This window comes from Pseudomonas thivervalensis, from assembly GCF_001269655.1.
Lineage (GTDB): Bacteria > Pseudomonadota > Gammaproteobacteria > Pseudomonadales > Pseudomonadaceae > Aquipseudomonas > Aquipseudomonas thivervalensis.
The window spans coordinates 21,722-38,489 of record NZ_LHVE01000011.1 but is presented as its reverse complement, the minus strand read 5'-3'; the positions used below and the strand labels follow the sequence as shown (position 1 = coordinate 38,489).

Below are 16,768 nucleotides of genomic sequence, written 5' to 3'. Positions count from 1 at the left end.
CCAGCCGATAACGGGTTAAGCGCATACACCCATAACTCCAACCCGTGCGCTTGCCGGCATGGATGCTCGACCCACCATTCGAGGTCCCTCCATGTCCCTACGCAGCCTGAATATCGCGCCAAGAGCCTTTCTCGGCTTCGCCGTCATCGCGTTGCTCGTCGTTATCCTTGGCGTGTTCGCCGCCAACCGCATGTCCGTCATTCGCCAAGCCTCGCTGGACATGGAACAGACCCAGGTGCCCAGCGTCGGCTACCTGGCCAATGTGTTGGAGAACGTGCTGCGCATGCGCATCCTCTCGTTCCGTATCCTGGTCAACCGGGATACGGCCAGCCTGACCGAAGCCGAAAGCCGCATCGGCGTATTGACGGAAAAACTGAACAAGGCCAATAACAGCTACGCCGCGTTGCCGACCACGCCGCAAGAGGCCGAACTGTACAAGGTCTTTTCCGCGACCCTGGAAAAATACCTGCAAGCCCAGAAGGAAATGCTCGACCTGTCGCGACAGAACAAGGCGGATGAGCTGCGCGCCCACATCAATACACGGATCAAGGAAGGCACCGACCTGATGGGCGAGCAGCTCAACAAGCTCATCGCGATCAACGTGGCCAGTGCCGGCGAAGCGTCGGCACTGGCCGGCGAGCACTACGACAGCGCGATCACCGGCATCATTATTGTCTCGATCACCGCCGCCCTGGCCACCGTCGTGCTGGCATTGCTGCTGACCCGCAGCATCGTTGCGCCGCTCAACCGCGCATTGGAGGCGGCGCGGACCATCGCCAGTGGCAACCTGGTCCAGGTCATTGCGGACGACGGCAAGGACGAGCCCGGCCGCTTGCTCCAGGCCTTGGCCGCCATGCAAGGCAGCCTGCGCCAGACCATCGAGCAGATCGCCGGTTCGGCCACTCAACTGGGCGCTGCAGCGGAAGAGTTGAGCGCCGTGACCCAGGAGTCCTCCCGCGGCCTGCAACAGCAGCACAATGAAATCGAACAGGCGGCCACGGCCGTCAACGAAATGACCGCCGCTGTCGAAGAGGTCGCCCGTAACGCGGTGTCCACCTCAGAAGCGTCGAACGAGTCGACCCAGGCCGCCCGGGAAGGTCGCACACGCGTGGTGGAAACGGTCGACGCGATCCAGACCATGACCCACGACGTGCAAGCCACCGCCTCGATGATCGAAGGCCTGGCGATCCAGGGCCGCGACATCGGGAAGGTGCTGGACGTGATTCGCGCCATCGCCGAACAGACCAACCTGCTGGCCCTCAACGCCGCCATCGAAGCCGCCCGCGCCGGGGAGGCCGGACGCGGTTTCGCGGTGGTGGCTGACGAAGTCCGGGCCTTGGCCCATCGCACTGCGCAGTCGACCCAGGAAATCGAAAAAATGGTCGCCGGCATCCAGAACGGCACCGGTCAGGCCGTGCAGTCGATGCAGCAAAGCAACCAGCGTACCCAAAGTACCTTGGAAATGGCCCGGGCCGCCGGCGTAGCGCTGGAGCAGATCACCCAGTCGATCCACCAGATCAACGAACGCAACCTGGTCATCGCCAGCGCCTCGGAAGAACAGGCCCAGGTTTCCCGTGAGGTGGACCGCAACCTGGTGAACATTCGCGACCTGGCGACTCAATCGGCCAGCGGTGCGAAACAGACCAGCGACGCGACCCACGAACTGTCGCGCCTGGCGGTGGGGTTGAATGCGATGGTGGCGCGGTTTGTGATTTGAGATAGGGTTGAGGCTGGATACCGCGCAATCAGGAGAGATACATGCGCTTCTCAGTCTTGACCCAACGCATCACCGGCGAAGGCGCCGCCGCCTGGCAGATTCACGACCGGGCGCTGGCCATGCGCGAACAGGGCATGGATGTGTTGTTGCTGTCGGTGGGCGACCCGGATTTCGATACACCGCGCGCCATTGTCGACGCCGCGGTGGGCAGCCTGCGGGCCGGCGACACCCATTATTCGGATATCCGTGGCCTGCACACCTTGCGGGCCAGCATCGCCCGGCGTCATCGCCTGCGTTGCGGCCAGCCGGTGGGGGCCGAACAGGTCGTCGTGCTGCCGGGCGCGCAGTGTGCGGTGTATGCGGTCGCGCAATGCCTGCTCGACCCTGGCGACGAGGTCATCGTCGCCGAACCGATGTACGTTACCTACGAAGCGGTGTTCGGCGCCTGCGGGGCGAAAGTGGTGCCGGTGGCCGTCCGCCCGGAGAACGGTTTTCGGGTCGAGCCTGCGGACGTTGCCCGTCTTGTGACCCCACGTACCCGGGCGATGCTGCTCAACAGCCCGAACAACCCGTCCGGCGCCAGCCTGCCGATGTCCACCTGGCAAGCCTTGGCGCGGTTGTGCATCGAACATGACCTGTGGCTGATCAGTGACGAGGTCTACAGCGACCTGGTCTATGAGGGCGAACACATCAGCCCGGCCAGCCTGCCGGGCATGGCCGAGCGCACCGCGACGATCAACAGCCTGTCCAAATCCCACGCCATGACCGGTTGGCGCATCGGCTGGGTGGTTGGCCCTGAACCTCTCACCGGCCATCTGGCGAACTTGTCCTTGTGCATGCTGTTCGGCCTGCCGGATTTCGTGCAACGAGCAGCCCAGGTGGCCCTGGAGCGAGATTTGCCGGAAGTGGCGCAGATGCATGAGGAATATCGCCAGCGGCGGGACTTGGTCTGCGCCATGCTCGATGACTGCCCAGGCCTCAAGCCGGTGCGGCCCGATGGCGGCATGTTCGTGATGGTCGACGTGCGCCAGACCGGCCTCGATGCCCAGGCTTTTGCCGAGCGGCTGCTGGACGGGTATGGCGTGTCGGTGCTGGCCGGCGAGGCGTTTGGGCCAAGCGCGGCGGGGCATATTCGGATCGGGTTGGTGGTCGATCAGGTGAAGTTGGCGGAGGCGTGCCGGCGGATTGCCTTGTATGCGGCAGAACTGATTCGATGTACTTGAGGGCTGGTTGAAACGGTTCCAACCCGTTTGGCTCTCACGATCAACCATGGCGGACAACTCCAGTTGAAAAAACGTCCGTCATGACTAAGCAGCATGAATCAGCATCAAGTGCCCCGCGCCACCCATTGCTTACTGCGGCTCCCATAAACTTCTCGTTCAAATCATCCGGCGATTGCGCAGGTGTCTGTGCGCGTGTCGTTCCGTCAAATCCGATAAACGGTATTCAGACCTGTCAGATATGACAGTAGGCGGCCGTATGTGTTCGGTGCCTAATTGAATTGAGGACTTCTCTAGACAAACGTGTGCTCACAAGCACTTTTTCCGGAGTGAATACGTGATGTCACAGCCTAACGAGCAAATCACCGCCCAACCCTTGCGAATAGATGGAGTGAGTGATCAGGATCCAGAGGGCAGGATACCGTTAGAACAGCTGACTAACGGAACGACCGGAAGAATAGCGCGCTGGGCGGATTTTCCTGATCAGCCCGGGGAATATACCGATCTTTTTGTATTTTGGGCGCAGCCTAACGAAAGAGAGATATACCAAAACAGGTATACGCCTGCCGATGACCGGCCGGAATTTACATTTCCAATAACACCCCAAGATATGAGTGTAGATGGGGTTGCATATATTCGTTACCTATTGATTAAACATGATGGTAATGAAGACCGCTCTCCAGTACGCAAGCTCACCATCGATCATACACCGGCGCCATCTTTGGCGGAGCCTACCTTCCCTGACAGCAATCTTTGGGGCTATCTCAATTGCACTTCGCCAGTTCCGATCTGGGATAAAGTCAGGGTGGCAATAGCGCCTCAATCCATTTTCAGCGGGCAGGATGAATGTGTTCTTGAATGGCAGGGATTTGGCAGTTTGAATGGGAGTCCCCCCGCACTCACATCCGTTTATGAATTTCGTAAGACGCTAAGTGATAGCGAGGCGCTGAATGGGTTTGTTATGGAAATCCCGTTTGTACCTTATGTGAAGCCCATGGTGAATAACGATTCTGGGGTTGCCCAATATACGATTTATCGAAATGGCATTCCTAAAGGCAAGTCGAAGAAAGGCCTGGTCAAAATAGACCGGATGATTCCCGGGGAGGCAATGCCATGCGGGGGATTTGCATGAGATAGATGTTAGGTTGAAGGGTGGCATAGAAGTTAAGAGTTTCCGCTGTATTTCATTCAGTGGTGTGGCGACGGTTGAATCTCTATACGAGTTTTAACAGAACTCATTCAGTGTTCAGGGAGAAACAAAAAATGACTAGTAAAAGTATAAATGTCGACGGTGAAGTTCTGACGCTGCAGCAAATTGCTCGCCGCTCCAGGTCAGCGTTACGTATTCCAACTTCTGACTCAGGCGTTCTGCTGGATCCCCCTGAAATTGTCGGGCAGATCATAGACGACCTGATCCCCAAATCGGTGTTGGACACTGGGGAGATGACGGTTCGATTCCAAACCAGTGACATTGCTACCCCGCATGATCTTGATGAATGGGAGCTGCGCGAGCGGAAGGCGCCAGATACGGGGAATGGAAGATTGGTCGATGATGGCCAGTTCGGTCCTGTACTAGGTCGTCCGACGGAGATCAACATTCCGGTACCCACCGTTTCGCTTGTGGATGATGATGTATCCAAAGCGTCAACAACCTACGAATACCGGTTTATCCACTTCAAAGGGGCGGACGGCAATCCTGACCGCTCCGATTGGTTCCCAGCAGAAATTGACCGGTATGCACCTGAGCATGATAAACGGTCGAATATGAAGCTTAAGCCTGAGGCCGCTGTATTTGTGAATTTGGCGCCCAGCGAGGAAATCGATGATGAATGGCTCGCTAATAACAGTACGCTGGATCTGAATATTAATATTGCCTATGACTTTTACCGCGAGGACGACCTCGTTCACGTTTATGCAGGGACCAATTATGGTGGGGGGACCCCGGTACATACGCAAGCGCTAACGTCATCAGGAGAGGTCTCGGTCCCAACAACGGCTATCCCGCAACTGGACGGGCAATATTATGTTTGGTATGTGCTGGAAGACGTGGTCGGAAATATCAGCGAAGATGCGTTTCCGAGTGCGTATTACGTCCGCCGCCGGCCACGACCTCAACTGATTGACTCTTATATTCCAAAAGGGATATTGCCGGATGTTGTCGATTTGGAGGACCTGACAAGCCCGGTATATGTGGAAGTGCCTTATACCACCAATGGTCAAGATACGGACCGGATCATCCCGAAAATCGTTAATTTTAACGGTAGCACCGACTTTTATTTGGGTAGTCAGGAGTTAGGGCCGGATACGCCTAATAAAAAACTCCAATTTCATGTGACTACGAGCAAGTTGGTTGGGCTTTGGGGAAGCTCCACCGCAGAAACTGCTGTATTTACTGAATATCAATTTTCCCGAACAACAGAAACCCCAGTTCCGTCCAATCCTGTAGAGTCTGCTCTTGACTTTAGCTATCGCGGACCTGTGAATCCGATTTTCCCCGGGTTGGAAAACCCGAATATGGTGAGGGTTACGGTGGTAGCCGTTGGTGGCTCTGGCACTCCAAACCACATTACAGCCGATGATCGTGGAAAACCTGCGACTATCAGCACCCCTATGGTCGATGCATCAAGTCAGTGGTTGCCGATTGGCGATGAGATTGCCCGGTTGTGGTTCAACGGTGTGGAAGTACATAGCGCTAACTTAACGGCCGGGTCGTTGGCGCCATTGACCTTTCAGATGACCGCCGCTGATATCGATGCTGCCGGGGTTGGAAAAAAACTTGCCCATTGGACCATCGAAGAGGCCGGCGGTCGTAACGTAATGCGATCGTACCCTACTGAGGTTCAAGTTGATGCAGTTCGGGTTGTATTTCTAGAGCCAACGGTCCGCTTGTTTAACGGCTTTGTTTCATGCCGATATTTGGTGGATAACTACGAGCTGCCTGTCACCGTTCCTATCGATCCGGTTTATATGCCTACCGGTACGGTCGTTACGCTGAAATCCGTTGGGACCACTGATGAGTTTGGACTTGATGAAATTCCGGGTACGGACTACAGCGGAGAGTACGTAATTAAGGGGACGGAAACGGGTGGGCAGTTTGAGAAAAACATAGAACCCTATTTGACAAAGCTCAAGCCTATCCAGCCGCCACATTCTTCCGGTCTGCCTAATGGTTACATAAAAATCTGGTATGAGGTTGATGTCGGTGGGGTGCTTACACCCTCGCTTGAATTTATAAATGAGGTTTCGCTGCTGAATAACAGCTTTCAGTATTGTGATGGGACGGATAATCAATAGGCTGGCGGTTCGGGCATCGGGGGGGTAAATGCCTCCCTGATGTCTTCCGGGAATAGGGAGTGAAGAAATGTCCTAGTTTGAATTGGGATTTATCCTACATTAAATTGCGGAATTGAAGTGTAGCTTACCGGCCGTCTGTGAGAGGGGACGCTCACGAAATTAGCCTCGTCATTTTTCGGAATGACAGAACTCAGGTTGCAATTATGAAATCGGTCAAGTTTGTCAGCAGAAGGTCTGAGGCAGCAGGCTGTCTGGGTAGTTCGTCGTTATTGTATTTTTTGTTCCTGGCTGAGCCGGCGCTTGCCGGGGCGTTGGTAGGCCAAGACGAGACAATCACAAACGGTTACCCGGTGGAAACCTGGACGCTCGCGCAATTCTCCACGTTGAACGTCAATGGCGCAGAAACGCTCGATGTTTTTGTCTCTGAATCAACGTTGAATGCCAGCGGAGCTACAACTGGAAGAGTAACTGGAAGTGTTGGTTCGACCATCAATTTATCTGACACCACAGTCATTGGTGGGAATGCGCCCTCCGCGTTGCGACTTGACAACAGTACCGCGACGATCAACGGCAGCACCATTATTGGGGATAGATTGGGGTTGTCAGCCGCGCGGGATGTCACTTCGACAACGGGTTCAACGGTAACGGCCACCGACAGTACCTTCACCGGCGCCACAGGTGGCGCTCGTGCATCGGCCTATAGCACCATGGCGTTTTCGAATTCGACCGTCGAAGGCACAGGCGCAACAAGTTTTGGTATTTCACTGCTGGGTGGCTCGGCGTTTGCCAGTAATGGAACGCGTATTATCGGCGGTCAGAATGGCGTCACGCTGGGGCTTGAAAGCGGCGTATCGGTTGGTAACCAGTTAGAGCTGGATCGGTCGAGCGTTGAAGGAAAAAACGGATCTGCCATCGTTGTGGATTATTCGGGCAGTTCGGCCCCGGTTACGCGGATTGATGTCCTCAACGGTTCAACGCTGACCGGTAGCAACGGAACGATTCTGGAAGTAAAGGGCGCGGCTGACGTAGCCACGAATGTAGGTCTGAGCGACTTGACGGGTAACGTTCAAGTTTCCGACAACAGTGTCGCGGCGCTGACTTTTACTCAAGGCTCATTGACGGGTGACATAACCGCCGATGCGGGCAGTACGGCGACAGTAGCGTTGCAGCAAGGCTCGCAATTGACCGGCATCATGACCAATGTTGCGACGGTTGGCATCGATGCTCAATCGGGTTGGACCATGACGGGCGACAGTCAGGTCGGTAACCTGGCGCTCAATGGCGGTACGGTGAGAATGGGTGCCGATAATGCGTTCTATCGATTGAACGTGGAGAACCTCTCCGGGAATGGTCTGTTTGCAATCGGCACTGATTTTACAACCAACCAGACGGACTTTATCAATGTCACGGGCACTGCCACGGGGAACCACCAACTCTTGATTGCTGCCAGTGGCAACGAGCTGGTGGGTAGTAGCGGTCAGCCCGTTCAGGTGGTCCAGACCGCCGGGGGGGATGCTGTTTTCTCCCTGGCCAATACCGGTGGAGAAGTGGAGTTCGGCGCATTTACCTATGGTTTGCAGAAAGGCGATACGGGTGACTGGTTCCTCGATCCCACGGCTCGCGGCGTCAGCCCTTCCACCCGCGCCGTCATGGCGTTGTTCAATACCGCAGTGACGGTGTGGTACGGCGAGCAGGCCTCATTGCGCAGCCGCATGGGGGAGTTGCGCTTCAATCCGGAAAAATCCGGCGCCTGGATCCGCGCCTATGGCAACAAGTACAACGTGTCGGACAGCTACGGCGCAGGATACCGCCAGGCACAACAAGGATTCTCATTGGGTGCCGATGCGCCGTTGCCTTTGGGTGATGGGCAATGGTTGCTGGGGGTCATGGCCGGTCATAGCACTTCGGACCTGGATCTGCATTACGGTACTTCGGGCACGATTAAAAGTTACTACCTCGGTACCTATCTGACATGGATGGATGAGACCAGTGGTTACTATGTCGACAGCACGCTCAAGCTGAACCGCTTTCGGAATGAAGCCAAGGTCGGCATGAGTGATGGGCAACGCTCCAAGGGCGATTATGACAACAATGGCCTCGGCGGTTCGGTGGAGGTCGGTCGCCATATCAAGCTTGACGATGGTTACTTCATCGAGCCGTTTACCCAGTGGTCCGCTGTGGCGATCCAGGGGAAGGATTACCACTTGGATAATGGTTTGCAGGCTGAGGGTGACCGTACTTATTCATTGTTGGGTAAGGCTGGCATGACGGTAGGGCGGGACATGCAACTGAACAATGGCGCGACGGTTCAGCCTTATGTTCGTGCGGCATGGGCCCATGAGTTCTCCAAAAATAATGAAGTCAAAGTGAATAATAATGTGTTCAATAACGACCTTTCCGGATCGCGCGCTGAATTGGGCGCTGGTATTGCCGTCAACCTGTCGCAGCGCTGGCAAGCCCACGGGGAAGTTGAATATATGAATGGTAAAGGCATTGAAATGCCGCTAGGGGGAACTGTAGGTCTGCAATTTAAATGGTAAGCATGCTTATCGTTTTGGCTTGGATTTGATTTTAATATGTATAGCCCCGGTTTAACGCCGGGGCTATTTTTTGCCTATCAATCAAGCGCGGTGTCAAATTCCCCCACGCATTGATAGCGGCCAGTGCCGTCAGCTTTGTCCATGGTGACTTGAAAAGTACCCGAGAAGTTTAAGTTTGCGCGGTTAAAACGGTAAGTGATCGTTCCTGATCTGGCTTTTTGCAACGTCGGGTGTAGGGGGTCTTGATAATTATTGAAATGCACGGTTGCATGTTGGTCTTGGTCCGTCACAGGTTCGTTTGTTGCATCTTTCCTCTCTTTGGAGAACGTGATGGTGAACGTTCTGGGACGACCGTTGACCCATTCAGTGGCAATCACCATCCATATATCGCCGCGGCCTGGCGTAACCGAGCTTTTAAGTTCCGTTACGGAGGCGCGAAAGGAGGAGCCGTCCTCAAGGCTCGCAGTGAAATTTACGTCAGTTGTAGCTAAGGAAGATTTACTGGCTGCGCTGTTCATAGGTGAACTCCATAAGGTTATTGGAAGGCTCCAGTCGGCACGTTGCGATGCCATGCGCCTGGTTTCTTATATAGGACCAATGTTGCTCCTTTGTATACTGTCAAGTATTACAGGTAGCCAAGGCCGAGGTTTTGTGATTGGAAAGCTTGTTGTGAAATTGTGTAAGGGGTTTGCTCGCGGGCGGGCGAGGGCGTATATCCTTGGCAGATTGAGATTTTCTGCGTTTGTCATACCGCCATCGCGAGCAGGCTCGCTCCCACAGTGGTTTTGTGTCGTACCAAAGCCAAATGTGGGAGCGAGCCTGCTCGCGATGGCGGCATAGCTGACGCCCCAGCACTCTGGAAACACCATGCCCAACATCCTCCTGGTCGAAGACGACACCGCGCTCTCCGAACTGATCGCCAGTTACCTGGAGCGCAACGGCTATCAGGTCAGCGTGCTCAGCCGTGGCGATCATGTGCGTGAACGGGCGCGGGTCGATCCGCCGGACCTGGTGATCCTCGACCTGATGCTGCCGGGGTTGGACGGCTTGCAGGTCTGCCGTCTGTTGCGGGCCGACTCGGCGACCTTGCCGATCCTGATGCTCACCGCCCGGGACGACAGCCACGACCAGGTCCTGGGCCTGGAAATGGGCGCCGACGACTACGTCACCAAGCCTTGCGAACCCCGAGTGTTGCTGGCGCGGGTGCGCACTTTGTTGCGGCGCAGCAGCCTCACCGAGCCGCAGACGGTCAACGACCGCATCCTCATGGGCAACCTGTGCATCGACCTGTCCGAGCGTACGGTAACGTGGCGCGGCCAAGCGGTGGAGCTGTCCAGTGGCGAATACAACCTGCTGGTGGTACTGGCCCGGCATTCCGGCGAAGTGCTGAGCCGCGACCAGATCCTGCAGCGCCTGCGCGGCATCGAGTTCAACGGCACCGACCGTTCGGTGGACGTGGCGATTTCCAAGTTGCGGCGCAAGTTCGACGACAACGCCGACGAAGCCCGCAAGATCAAGACCGTGTGGGGCAAGGGCTATCTGTTCAGTCGTTCCGAGTGGGAATGCTGAGCCAATGTGGAAGCTGCTGATTCGCCTGTACCTGGTCACCATCGTGTCCTACAGCGCGGCGATCTACCTGATGCCGGAACTGGTGATCCGCCTGTTCCAGGAGCGTTTCCTGACCTACAACCTCGATTATTCCCGGGGCCTGCAAACCTTGATGGTCAAGCAGTTCCGCGCCGTGCCCAGCGAGCAGTGGCCGGCGCTGGCGGCGCAGATGGACAAGGAGTTCGAGCCGCTGCGCATCGAACTGGCCGCGGTCGATGACGAGGGTTTCAGCGCCGATGAACAGGCGCGTCTCAAGCGTGGCGAGAATGTGGTGCGCCTTGGCGATTGGGCCTGGCGAACCCTGGCGGCGGCGCCGCTGGACGAGCGTACGGCGGTGAAGATGGTCGTGCCGCCGGACCCGGCCGATGTCAGTTGGTTGTACTGGAGCATCAACGTGTTGATCGGCGCGACCATGCTGGCCTGTCTGTTGCTCTGGCTGCGGCCGCATTGGCGCGACCTGGAACGCCTCAGGCGCACCGCCGAGCGTTTCGGCAAAGGCCATCTGGAGGAGCGGACACACATCGCGTCCAGTTCGAACATTGGCAGCCTGGCCCACGTATTCGACACGATGGCGGGGGACATCGAGAACCTGCTCAACCAACAGCGGGATCTGCTCAACGCCGTGTCCCACGAACTGCGCACGCCACTGACCCGGCTCGATTTCGGCCTGGCCCTGGCGCTGTCCGACGACCTGCCGGCGCCCAGTCGCGAGCGCTTGCAAGGGCTGGTGGCGCACATTCGCGAGTTGGATGAGTTGGTGCTGGAACTGCTGTCCTACAGCCGTTTGCAAAACCCGCAGCGCCTGCCCGAACAGGTCGAAGTGGCGCTGGATGAGTTCATCGACAGCATCCTGGGCAGCATCGACGAGGACCTGGCGGCGCCGGACGTGGTCATCGACGTGCTGTTGCATGGGGCGCTGGAACGTTTCGTGCTGGATCCTCGCCTGACCGCTCGGGCGTTGCAGAACCTGTTGCGCAATGCCATGCGTTACTGCGAAAAGCGCATCCAGGTTGGTGTACTGGTCAGTGATCAAGGCTGTGAGATCTGGGTCGACGACGACGGCATCGGTATTCCCGACAGCGAACGCGAACGTGTGTTCGAGCCGTTCTACCGCCTGGACCGTAGCCGCGACCGCGCCACCGGCGGCTTCGGCCTCGGCCTGGCCATCAGCCGCCGGGCCCTGGAAGCCCAGGGCGGCACACTGACCGTCGAGGCCTCGCCACTGGGCGGGGCGCGCTTCAGGCTGTGGCTGCCAACACCCTCCTGAGGCATCTCGATATATCGCCCGACTCGTCTGTAGGAGCTGACGAGTGCAACGAGGCTGCGATCTTGCCCCGGACAATTGAGTCGTAAGCGAACGATCAAGATCAAAAGATCGCAGCCTTCGGCAGCTCCTACAGGAGGGTGACCATTACCTACCCAAACAACCCCGCCGCAATATTGATCGAAAACCCCAGGATCGCCGTGTTGAACACAAACCCGATCAACGACTGCGCCAACACGATCTTGCGCAATTGCCGCGTGGCTACGCCCACGTCCGAGGTCTGCACCGCCACGCCGATGGTGAAAGAGAAATACAGGAAATCCCAATAGTTGGGCGTAATCAGCCCTTCGGCAAACCGCAGCGCCGGCTCCTTGCCCTCCCAGGTGTAATACAACCGCGCATAGTGAACGCTGAAAATTACGCCAATCAGCAACCATGAACCGATCACGGTCATTGCCGTGAAGCCGTAATGCAACAGCTTGCCAGCGGCTTGCAGGTCGCGGCTGCCCGCCAACTCGAAGGTGATGGTCGCCAGGCTGGCCAATGCCGCGACGCAGACCATCAGCAGCACCAGCCCGGCATTTTCATCTTCGATTTCAGCGATGCGCTTCACGTCGGGCGCCTTGGCCCGCACGGTCAGCCAGAACATCAGTATCAGGTAGGTCCAGACACCGGCGTTCCAACCGATCAGGATTTTGCTGATGATCGAATCCACGGGCACCAGAATACCCACCGCCAGGCCAAGGACCGTGGCGCTGGAAAGACGCGGGTGGGTGCGGGCGAGGAGGGGCATGGAGGCTCACTGTCCGGAAAGGAGATGCCTAGTATGAGCCATCAAGCGAAGGGCCGGCCGTCTATCGCGCTGGACTCGATCAATTGCACGCCCGCTTCCTGCATCCGCCGGATCGCCGTCGCCGTCGAGCCATCGGTGTCGATGCCCCGGCAGGCATCCAGCACCACAAATGCGTTGAACCCGGCCAGCCGGGCATCCAGCGCCGAAAACATCACGCAGAAATCCAGGGCCAGGCCCACCAGGTACACGGTGTCGATGCCGCGTTCCTTGAGATAGCCGGTCAAACCGGTGGGGGTCAGGTGGTCCGCTTCCATGAAGGCTGAGTAGCTGTCGATGTCCGGGTTGCAACCTTTGCGAATGATCAGCTTGGCATGGTCAAGCTTGAGTGCCGGGTGCAGCGCGGCGCCGTGGCTGCCTTGTACGCAGTGGTCGGGCCAGAGCTTTTGCTCGCCATAGGGCAATTGGACGGTGCCGAAAGGTTGCTTGCCCGGATGACTGGACGCAAACGAGGCATGCCCGGCCGGGTGCCAGTCCTGCGCGAGGACGACGTGCCTGAAGGATTGGCCGAGCTGGTTGATCAGCGGCACGATTTCATCACCCCCCGGCACGGCCAATTGACCGCCGGGGATGAAGTCGTTCTGTACATCGATCACCACGAGTGCGGTGGTCAAGGCTCGGTTGGCTGGAACGTTCATGATTGGAATCCTCCTTGAAGTGGTTCTTCGAGAGTAGCTGAACAGCCTTGGGCCGGTGTGCGGACTGACCCACCGCTATCGCGAGCAGGCTCGCTCCCACATTGGATCCGCGGAACACAGGATTGAGAGGCTCCCACAAAAAATATTCACCCTGCTGGAGGTAGTGTCTTTCGTCGAAAATATTCCAAGTTTGATGGCTTTTTGACATTTGGTTCGTGCGTCCCTGCCACGATTCAGTACAATCGCCGGCCTCCAACCGGGCATGGAAGCCGTCCGGTTCTCCTGTTACGAGAAAAACCATGCTCATTGGTAGTTATTCCCCTGCTCTTGTTTCGATTTCCTTGTTTGTTGCAGTGCTGGCTTCCTACACCGCGCTGGATCTGGCCGGGCGGATCGCGACCGCTAAGGGTCGCGCCGCGCATTTGTGGATGACCGGGGGCGCGCTGGCGATGGGGGTGGGCATCTGGTCCATGCACTTCATCGGCATGCTGGCGTTCACCTTGCCAATCGAGCTTGGCTACGATGTACCGATCACTGCGCTGTCGCTGCTGACCGCGATTCTTTCCAGCGGTTTCGCCCTGTGGCTGGTCAGCCAACCGCGATTGCCGGCGTGGCAACTGGCTTTTGGCGCACTGATCATGGGCGCCGGGATCAGCGCCATGCATTACACCGGCATGGCCGCGCTGCGGATGCAGCCGGGCATCGATTACGATCCGACGCTGTTCGGCGCTTCGTTGGTGATTGCCGTCGGCGCGTCTGCGGCGGCGCTGTGGATTGCCTTTCGCCTGCGTCAGAACACGCCTCACGTGCGTCTGGCTCGGGCGGGCGCCGCGGTGGTCATGGGCATCGCCATCGTCGGCATGCACTACACCGGCATGGCCGGGGCGCGGTTCAGCGAAGGCAGCTTTTGTGGCTCGCTGGACGGCTTGAGCGGCAAGGGCCTGGACAATCTGGTGTTGATCACCACCCTGGCCGTGCTGGCCATCGCCTTGCTGACGTCGATTCTCGACGCGCGCCTGGAAGCCCGCACCGCCGAGCTGGCCCAGTCCCTGACCCTGGCCAACCGGGAACTGACCCAGTTGGCCCTGCACGACCCCCTCACCGGTCTGCCCAACCGTGTGCTGCTGGCTGATCGGATCGACCAGGCCATGCATCGGGTGCAAGAGCAGGGCGGCTGCTTCGCCTTGATGTTCATCGACCTCGATGGCTTCAAGCCGGTCAACGACGCCTTTGGTCACCACATGGGCGATTTGCTGCTGCGGGACGTGGCGCTGCGCCTGCGCGAAGACCTGCGCAGCCAGGACACCCTGGCGCGGATTGGCGGTGACGAATTCGTGCTGCTGGTGCAACTGGCCGAGCCCGACGATGCCCTGCGACTGGCGGCACGTCAGGTCGGCTTGATCGGGCGTACGTTCCGGGTGGCTGACCATGACTTGCAGATCTCCGCCAGCGTCGGCATCGCCGTCTACCCTGGCAACGGCCAGAGCGCCGAAGAGCTGCTGATGAATGCCGACGCGGCGATGTACCACGCCAAGGGCGCCGGCAAGAACGGCTACAGCTTTTTCGACGCCTCAATGAACAGCAATGCCCGCAAGCAATTGCAACTGCTGCAAGACTTGCGCACGGCCGTCGAACAGCGGCAGTTCAGCCTGCATTACCAGCCCAAGTTCGACGCGGCCAATGGCCGTCCGGTCGGGGCCGAAGCCTTGTTGCGCTGGACCCACCCGACCCAGGGCCTGTTGATGCCCGACACGTTCATCGACCTGGCGGAAAAAACCGGCTTGATCATCCCAATTGGCGAATGGGTGTTGAACGAAGCCTGCCGGCAGATGCGCGAGTGGTACGTGCTCGGCTATACCGACTGGCGCATCGCGGTGAACCTCTCGGCCTTGCAGTTCTGCCACACCGGCTTGGTGCAGAGCGTGGCCAAGGCGTTGGCGATGCACAAACTGCCGGCCAACAGCCTGACCCTGGAAATCACCGAAACCACCGCCATGAGTGATGCGGACGCGAGCATGACGGTGCTGCAACAGCTCTCGGACATGGGCGTGGATTTGTCCATCGATGACTTCGGCACCGGCTATTCGAGCCTGATGTACCTCAAGCGCCTGCCGGCCAACGAGCTGAAGATCGATCGCGGCTTCGTGCGCGACCTGGAGCACGACAGCGATGACGCGGCCATCGTCTCGGCCATCGTCGCCCTCGGCCAGGCCCTGGGCCTGCGGATCGTCGCCGAAGGCGTGGAGACCGATGTGCAACAAGACTTCCTGACCCAGCTGGGCTGCGATTCGCTGCAGGGTTATCTGCTGGGCCATCCGCTGCCGGCCGAGGGATTTTTGCAGGAGATTCGCCGGGCGAAACGCGTGGTGATGGCCTGAGACGCCCTCAGGGTACGATGTCGAACGCTGTGCTACCCAGTCGCTCGCCGTTGACCAGCAGGTGCACGTCATGTCGGCCCGCATAGTGTTTGCGGGTGGTCAGCTCGCGAATGTGTTGGGAGCGGCTGAGATTGACGCAACCCTGGGCGGGAAGATCGAAGGTCTTGAGCTTGAAGACCTTGGCCGAGGTGCCGCCCGAGGCTTTCACGTAGTCGACGGCGTAGTCGATCACCAGGCGCTGGCTCTGCTCCAGGGTTGATTGCACGGTGAAGGACAGCGTGACCTGTTCCCCCAGGCGAATCACCGCCGGCGTCACCTGTAAATCGAGCACCTGGACCTGCGCCTTGCCGCCGGCGCCGATGACCCCCAGCGCCCTGGGGTTGCCTTGTTTGATCAAGCTGCGCAGCGCATGCCGGGCGATCCACGCCGTGTGACGGTCTTGCAGTGGCCAGCCTTCGATCTGGTCCAGCACCCAGTCAGGATGCTGCTTGGTGACGTCGTTGAGGTGGTTGGCCACGGATTTGCGCACATACAGGCTGTCGTCGGCCTTGAGCGTGTCGAGGATCGCGGCGGCAAGGTCAGGGTTGGCCTGGATCGGCTCCAGGTGAAACGACCACGGCAGGCGTGGACGGCTGCCTTCGCTGGCGAGGCGGCGCACGTGCTCGTTGGCGTCCAGCGCCCAGTCGTGCATGACCTTGAGGGTGCGTTCCAGGTCATCGCGCAGGAAGTGCCGCACGGCGAACTCCGACGAGCCGAACCGGGTGAAATACTTGAGCGCATCCAGCGACACGTCGAAGCGATGCCGGCCGTAAGACGCCACGTAGTGCGGCAGGAACATGCTGACGAACATGCTGTTCAGGCGCGGAGCCAGGGCGCGCAGCACCTCCAGCGACGCCTCGTAATCGAGGGGTAGCACCGCGTGCAGGCACTCACTGACCCGGGCCATGCGCTGCATCACCGACAATTCGGCCAGCCCATCGTTGGCCCTGTGCAAGAACGCCTTGGCGTCGAAGGCTGGATACACCGCGCGCATTTCGCCGGCGATGTGCTCCAGGCGCGCGTTGTTGAAGATTTCCTTGAGGGCAGGGGAAGAGGCGGTGGTGCTCATGGTGGGTCCGTCCGGCGGGTGTTGGGCCAAGACCCGTCACTATGCCATGCCAGGCACAACCTGTGGCGAGGGAGCCTGCTCCCGCTCGGCTCTGTAGGAGCTGTCGAGTGCAACGAGGCTGCGATCTTTCCCCAGACACTTGAGTCTCAAG

Annotated in this window: 12 protein-coding genes and 1 pseudogene; 9 read left to right on the top strand and 4 right to left on the bottom strand. The window is 58.5% G+C overall.

The window, feature by feature from the left end; all coding sequences use genetic code 11:
• Positions 1-58: 58 nt before the first annotated feature.
• From AD659_RS30545 to AD659_RS15815, 6 genes and pseudogenes are all read left to right on the top strand, one after another.
• A pseudogene (locus tag AD659_RS30545) lies at positions 59-862 on the top strand (MCP four helix bundle domain-containing protein); the annotation flags it as partial.
• Positions 854-1,717 (top strand): methyl-accepting chemotaxis protein, encoded by an 864-nt coding sequence (locus tag AD659_RS30540; RefSeq protein ID WP_419242260.1) that lies wholly within the window; start codon positions 854-856, stop codon positions 1,715-1,717. The pseudogene AD659_RS30545 and the gene AD659_RS30540, both read left to right, overlap by 9 nt.
• 41 nt (positions 1,718-1,758) lie before the next feature.
• Positions 1,759-2,940 carry a pyridoxal phosphate-dependent aminotransferase gene (locus tag AD659_RS15825; RefSeq protein ID WP_053122911.1) on the top strand — a complete coding sequence of 394 codons (1,182 nt, stop codon included), beginning with the start codon at positions 1,759-1,761 and terminating at the stop codon, positions 2,938-2,940.
• Between the two features lie 337 nt (positions 2,941-3,277).
• Positions 3,278-4,069 (top strand): hypothetical protein, encoded by a 792-nt coding sequence (locus AD659_RS29805; RefSeq protein WP_153043873.1) that lies wholly within the window; start codon positions 3,278-3,280, stop codon positions 4,067-4,069.
• Between the two features lie 131 nt (positions 4,070-4,200).
• A complete protein-coding gene (locus AD659_RS15820) occupies positions 4,201-6,231 on the top strand; it encodes a hypothetical protein (protein ID WP_053122910.1) in 2,031 nt (676 codons plus the stop codon).
• 203 nt (positions 6,232-6,434) lie between these two features.
• Positions 6,435-8,771: an autotransporter outer membrane beta-barrel domain-containing protein gene (locus AD659_RS15815; protein WP_053122909.1), complete on the top strand. Its 2,337-nt coding sequence runs from the start codon at positions 6,435-6,437 to the stop codon at positions 8,769-8,771.
• Between the two features lie 77 nt (positions 8,772-8,848).
• Here the strand turns inward: AD659_RS15815 and AD659_RS15810 are convergent, their stop codons facing one another.
• Positions 8,849-9,289 (bottom strand): hypothetical protein, encoded by a 441-nt coding sequence (locus AD659_RS15810; protein WP_053122907.1) that lies wholly within the window; start codon positions 9,287-9,289, stop codon positions 8,849-8,851.
• 349 nt (positions 9,290-9,638) lie between these two features.
• Between AD659_RS15810 and AD659_RS15805 the strand changes: the two genes are divergently transcribed.
• Positions 9,639-10,340 (top strand): response regulator, encoded by a 702-nt coding sequence (locus AD659_RS15805; RefSeq protein ID WP_018605899.1) that lies wholly within the window; start codon positions 9,639-9,641, stop codon positions 10,338-10,340.
• Positions 10,341-10,344: 4 nt separating this feature from the next.
• Complete coding sequence (locus AD659_RS15800) at positions 10,345-11,646, top strand: ATP-binding protein (RefSeq protein ID WP_053122905.1); 1,302 nt, start codon at positions 10,345-10,347, stop codon at positions 11,644-11,646.
• Between the two features lie 148 nt (positions 11,647-11,794).
• On the opposite strand, the gene AD659_RS15795 is transcribed toward AD659_RS15800, so the two are convergent.
• Together AD659_RS15795 and pncA are read right to left on the bottom strand one after the other, a co-directional pair.
• Entirely contained in the window at positions 11,795-12,436 is a 642-nt protein-coding gene (locus AD659_RS15795; RefSeq protein WP_053122902.1) for a DUF1345 domain-containing protein, read from the bottom strand.
• Between the two features lie 41 nt (positions 12,437-12,477).
• Positions 12,478-13,131, bottom strand: coding sequence for a bifunctional nicotinamidase/pyrazinamidase (gene pncA, locus AD659_RS15790; protein WP_053122900.1), 654 nt, complete (start codon positions 13,129-13,131; stop codon positions 12,478-12,480).
• Positions 13,132-13,430: 299 nt separating this feature from the next.
• Between pncA and AD659_RS15785 the strand changes: the two genes are divergently transcribed.
• Positions 13,431-15,509, top strand: a complete 2,079-nt coding sequence (locus tag AD659_RS15785) for a putative bifunctional diguanylate cyclase/phosphodiesterase (protein ID WP_053122898.1) — start codon at positions 13,431-13,433, stop codon at positions 15,507-15,509.
• Positions 15,510-15,516: 7 nt separating this feature from the next.
• Here the strand turns inward: AD659_RS15785 and AD659_RS15780 are convergent, their stop codons facing one another.
• Positions 15,517-16,617: a DNA alkylation repair protein gene (locus AD659_RS15780; RefSeq protein WP_053122896.1), complete on the bottom strand. Its 1,101-nt coding sequence runs from the start codon at positions 16,615-16,617 to the stop codon at positions 15,517-15,519.
• Positions 16,618-16,768 lie beyond the last annotated feature (151 nt).

Coding starts and splice junctions, on each gene's coding strand:
- AD659_RS30540 (WP_419242260.1), top strand. CDS start 854: ATGCAAGGCAGCCTGCGCCAGACCATCGAGCAGATCGCCGGTTCGGCC.
- AD659_RS15825 (WP_053122911.1), top strand. CDS start 1,759: ATGCGCTTCTCAGTCTTGACCCAACGCATCACCGGCGAAGGCGCCGCC.
- AD659_RS29805 (WP_153043873.1), top strand. CDS start 3,278: ATGTCACAGCCTAACGAGCAAATCACCGCCCAACCCTTGCGAATAGAT.
- AD659_RS15820 (WP_053122910.1), top strand. CDS start 4,201: ATGACTAGTAAAAGTATAAATGTCGACGGTGAAGTTCTGACGCTGCAG.
- AD659_RS15815 (WP_053122909.1), top strand. CDS start 6,435: ATGAAATCGGTCAAGTTTGTCAGCAGAAGGTCTGAGGCAGCAGGCTGT.
- AD659_RS15810 (WP_053122907.1), bottom strand. CDS start 9,289: ATGAACAGCGCAGCCAGTAAATCTTCCTTAGCTACAACTGACGTAAAT.
- AD659_RS15805 (WP_018605899.1), top strand. CDS start 9,639: ATGCCCAACATCCTCCTGGTCGAAGACGACACCGCGCTCTCCGAACTG.
- AD659_RS15800 (WP_053122905.1), top strand. CDS start 10,345: ATGTGGAAGCTGCTGATTCGCCTGTACCTGGTCACCATCGTGTCCTAC.
- AD659_RS15795 (WP_053122902.1), bottom strand. CDS start 12,436: ATGCCCCTCCTCGCCCGCACCCACCCGCGTCTTTCCAGCGCCACGGTC.
- pncA (WP_053122900.1), bottom strand. CDS start 13,131: ATGAACGTTCCAGCCAACCGAGCCTTGACCACCGCACTCGTGGTGATC.
- AD659_RS15785 (WP_053122898.1), top strand. CDS start 13,431: ATGCTCATTGGTAGTTATTCCCCTGCTCTTGTTTCGATTTCCTTGTTT.
- AD659_RS15780 (WP_053122896.1), bottom strand. CDS start 16,617: ATGAGCACCACCGCCTCTTCCCCTGCCCTCAAGGAAATCTTCAACAAC.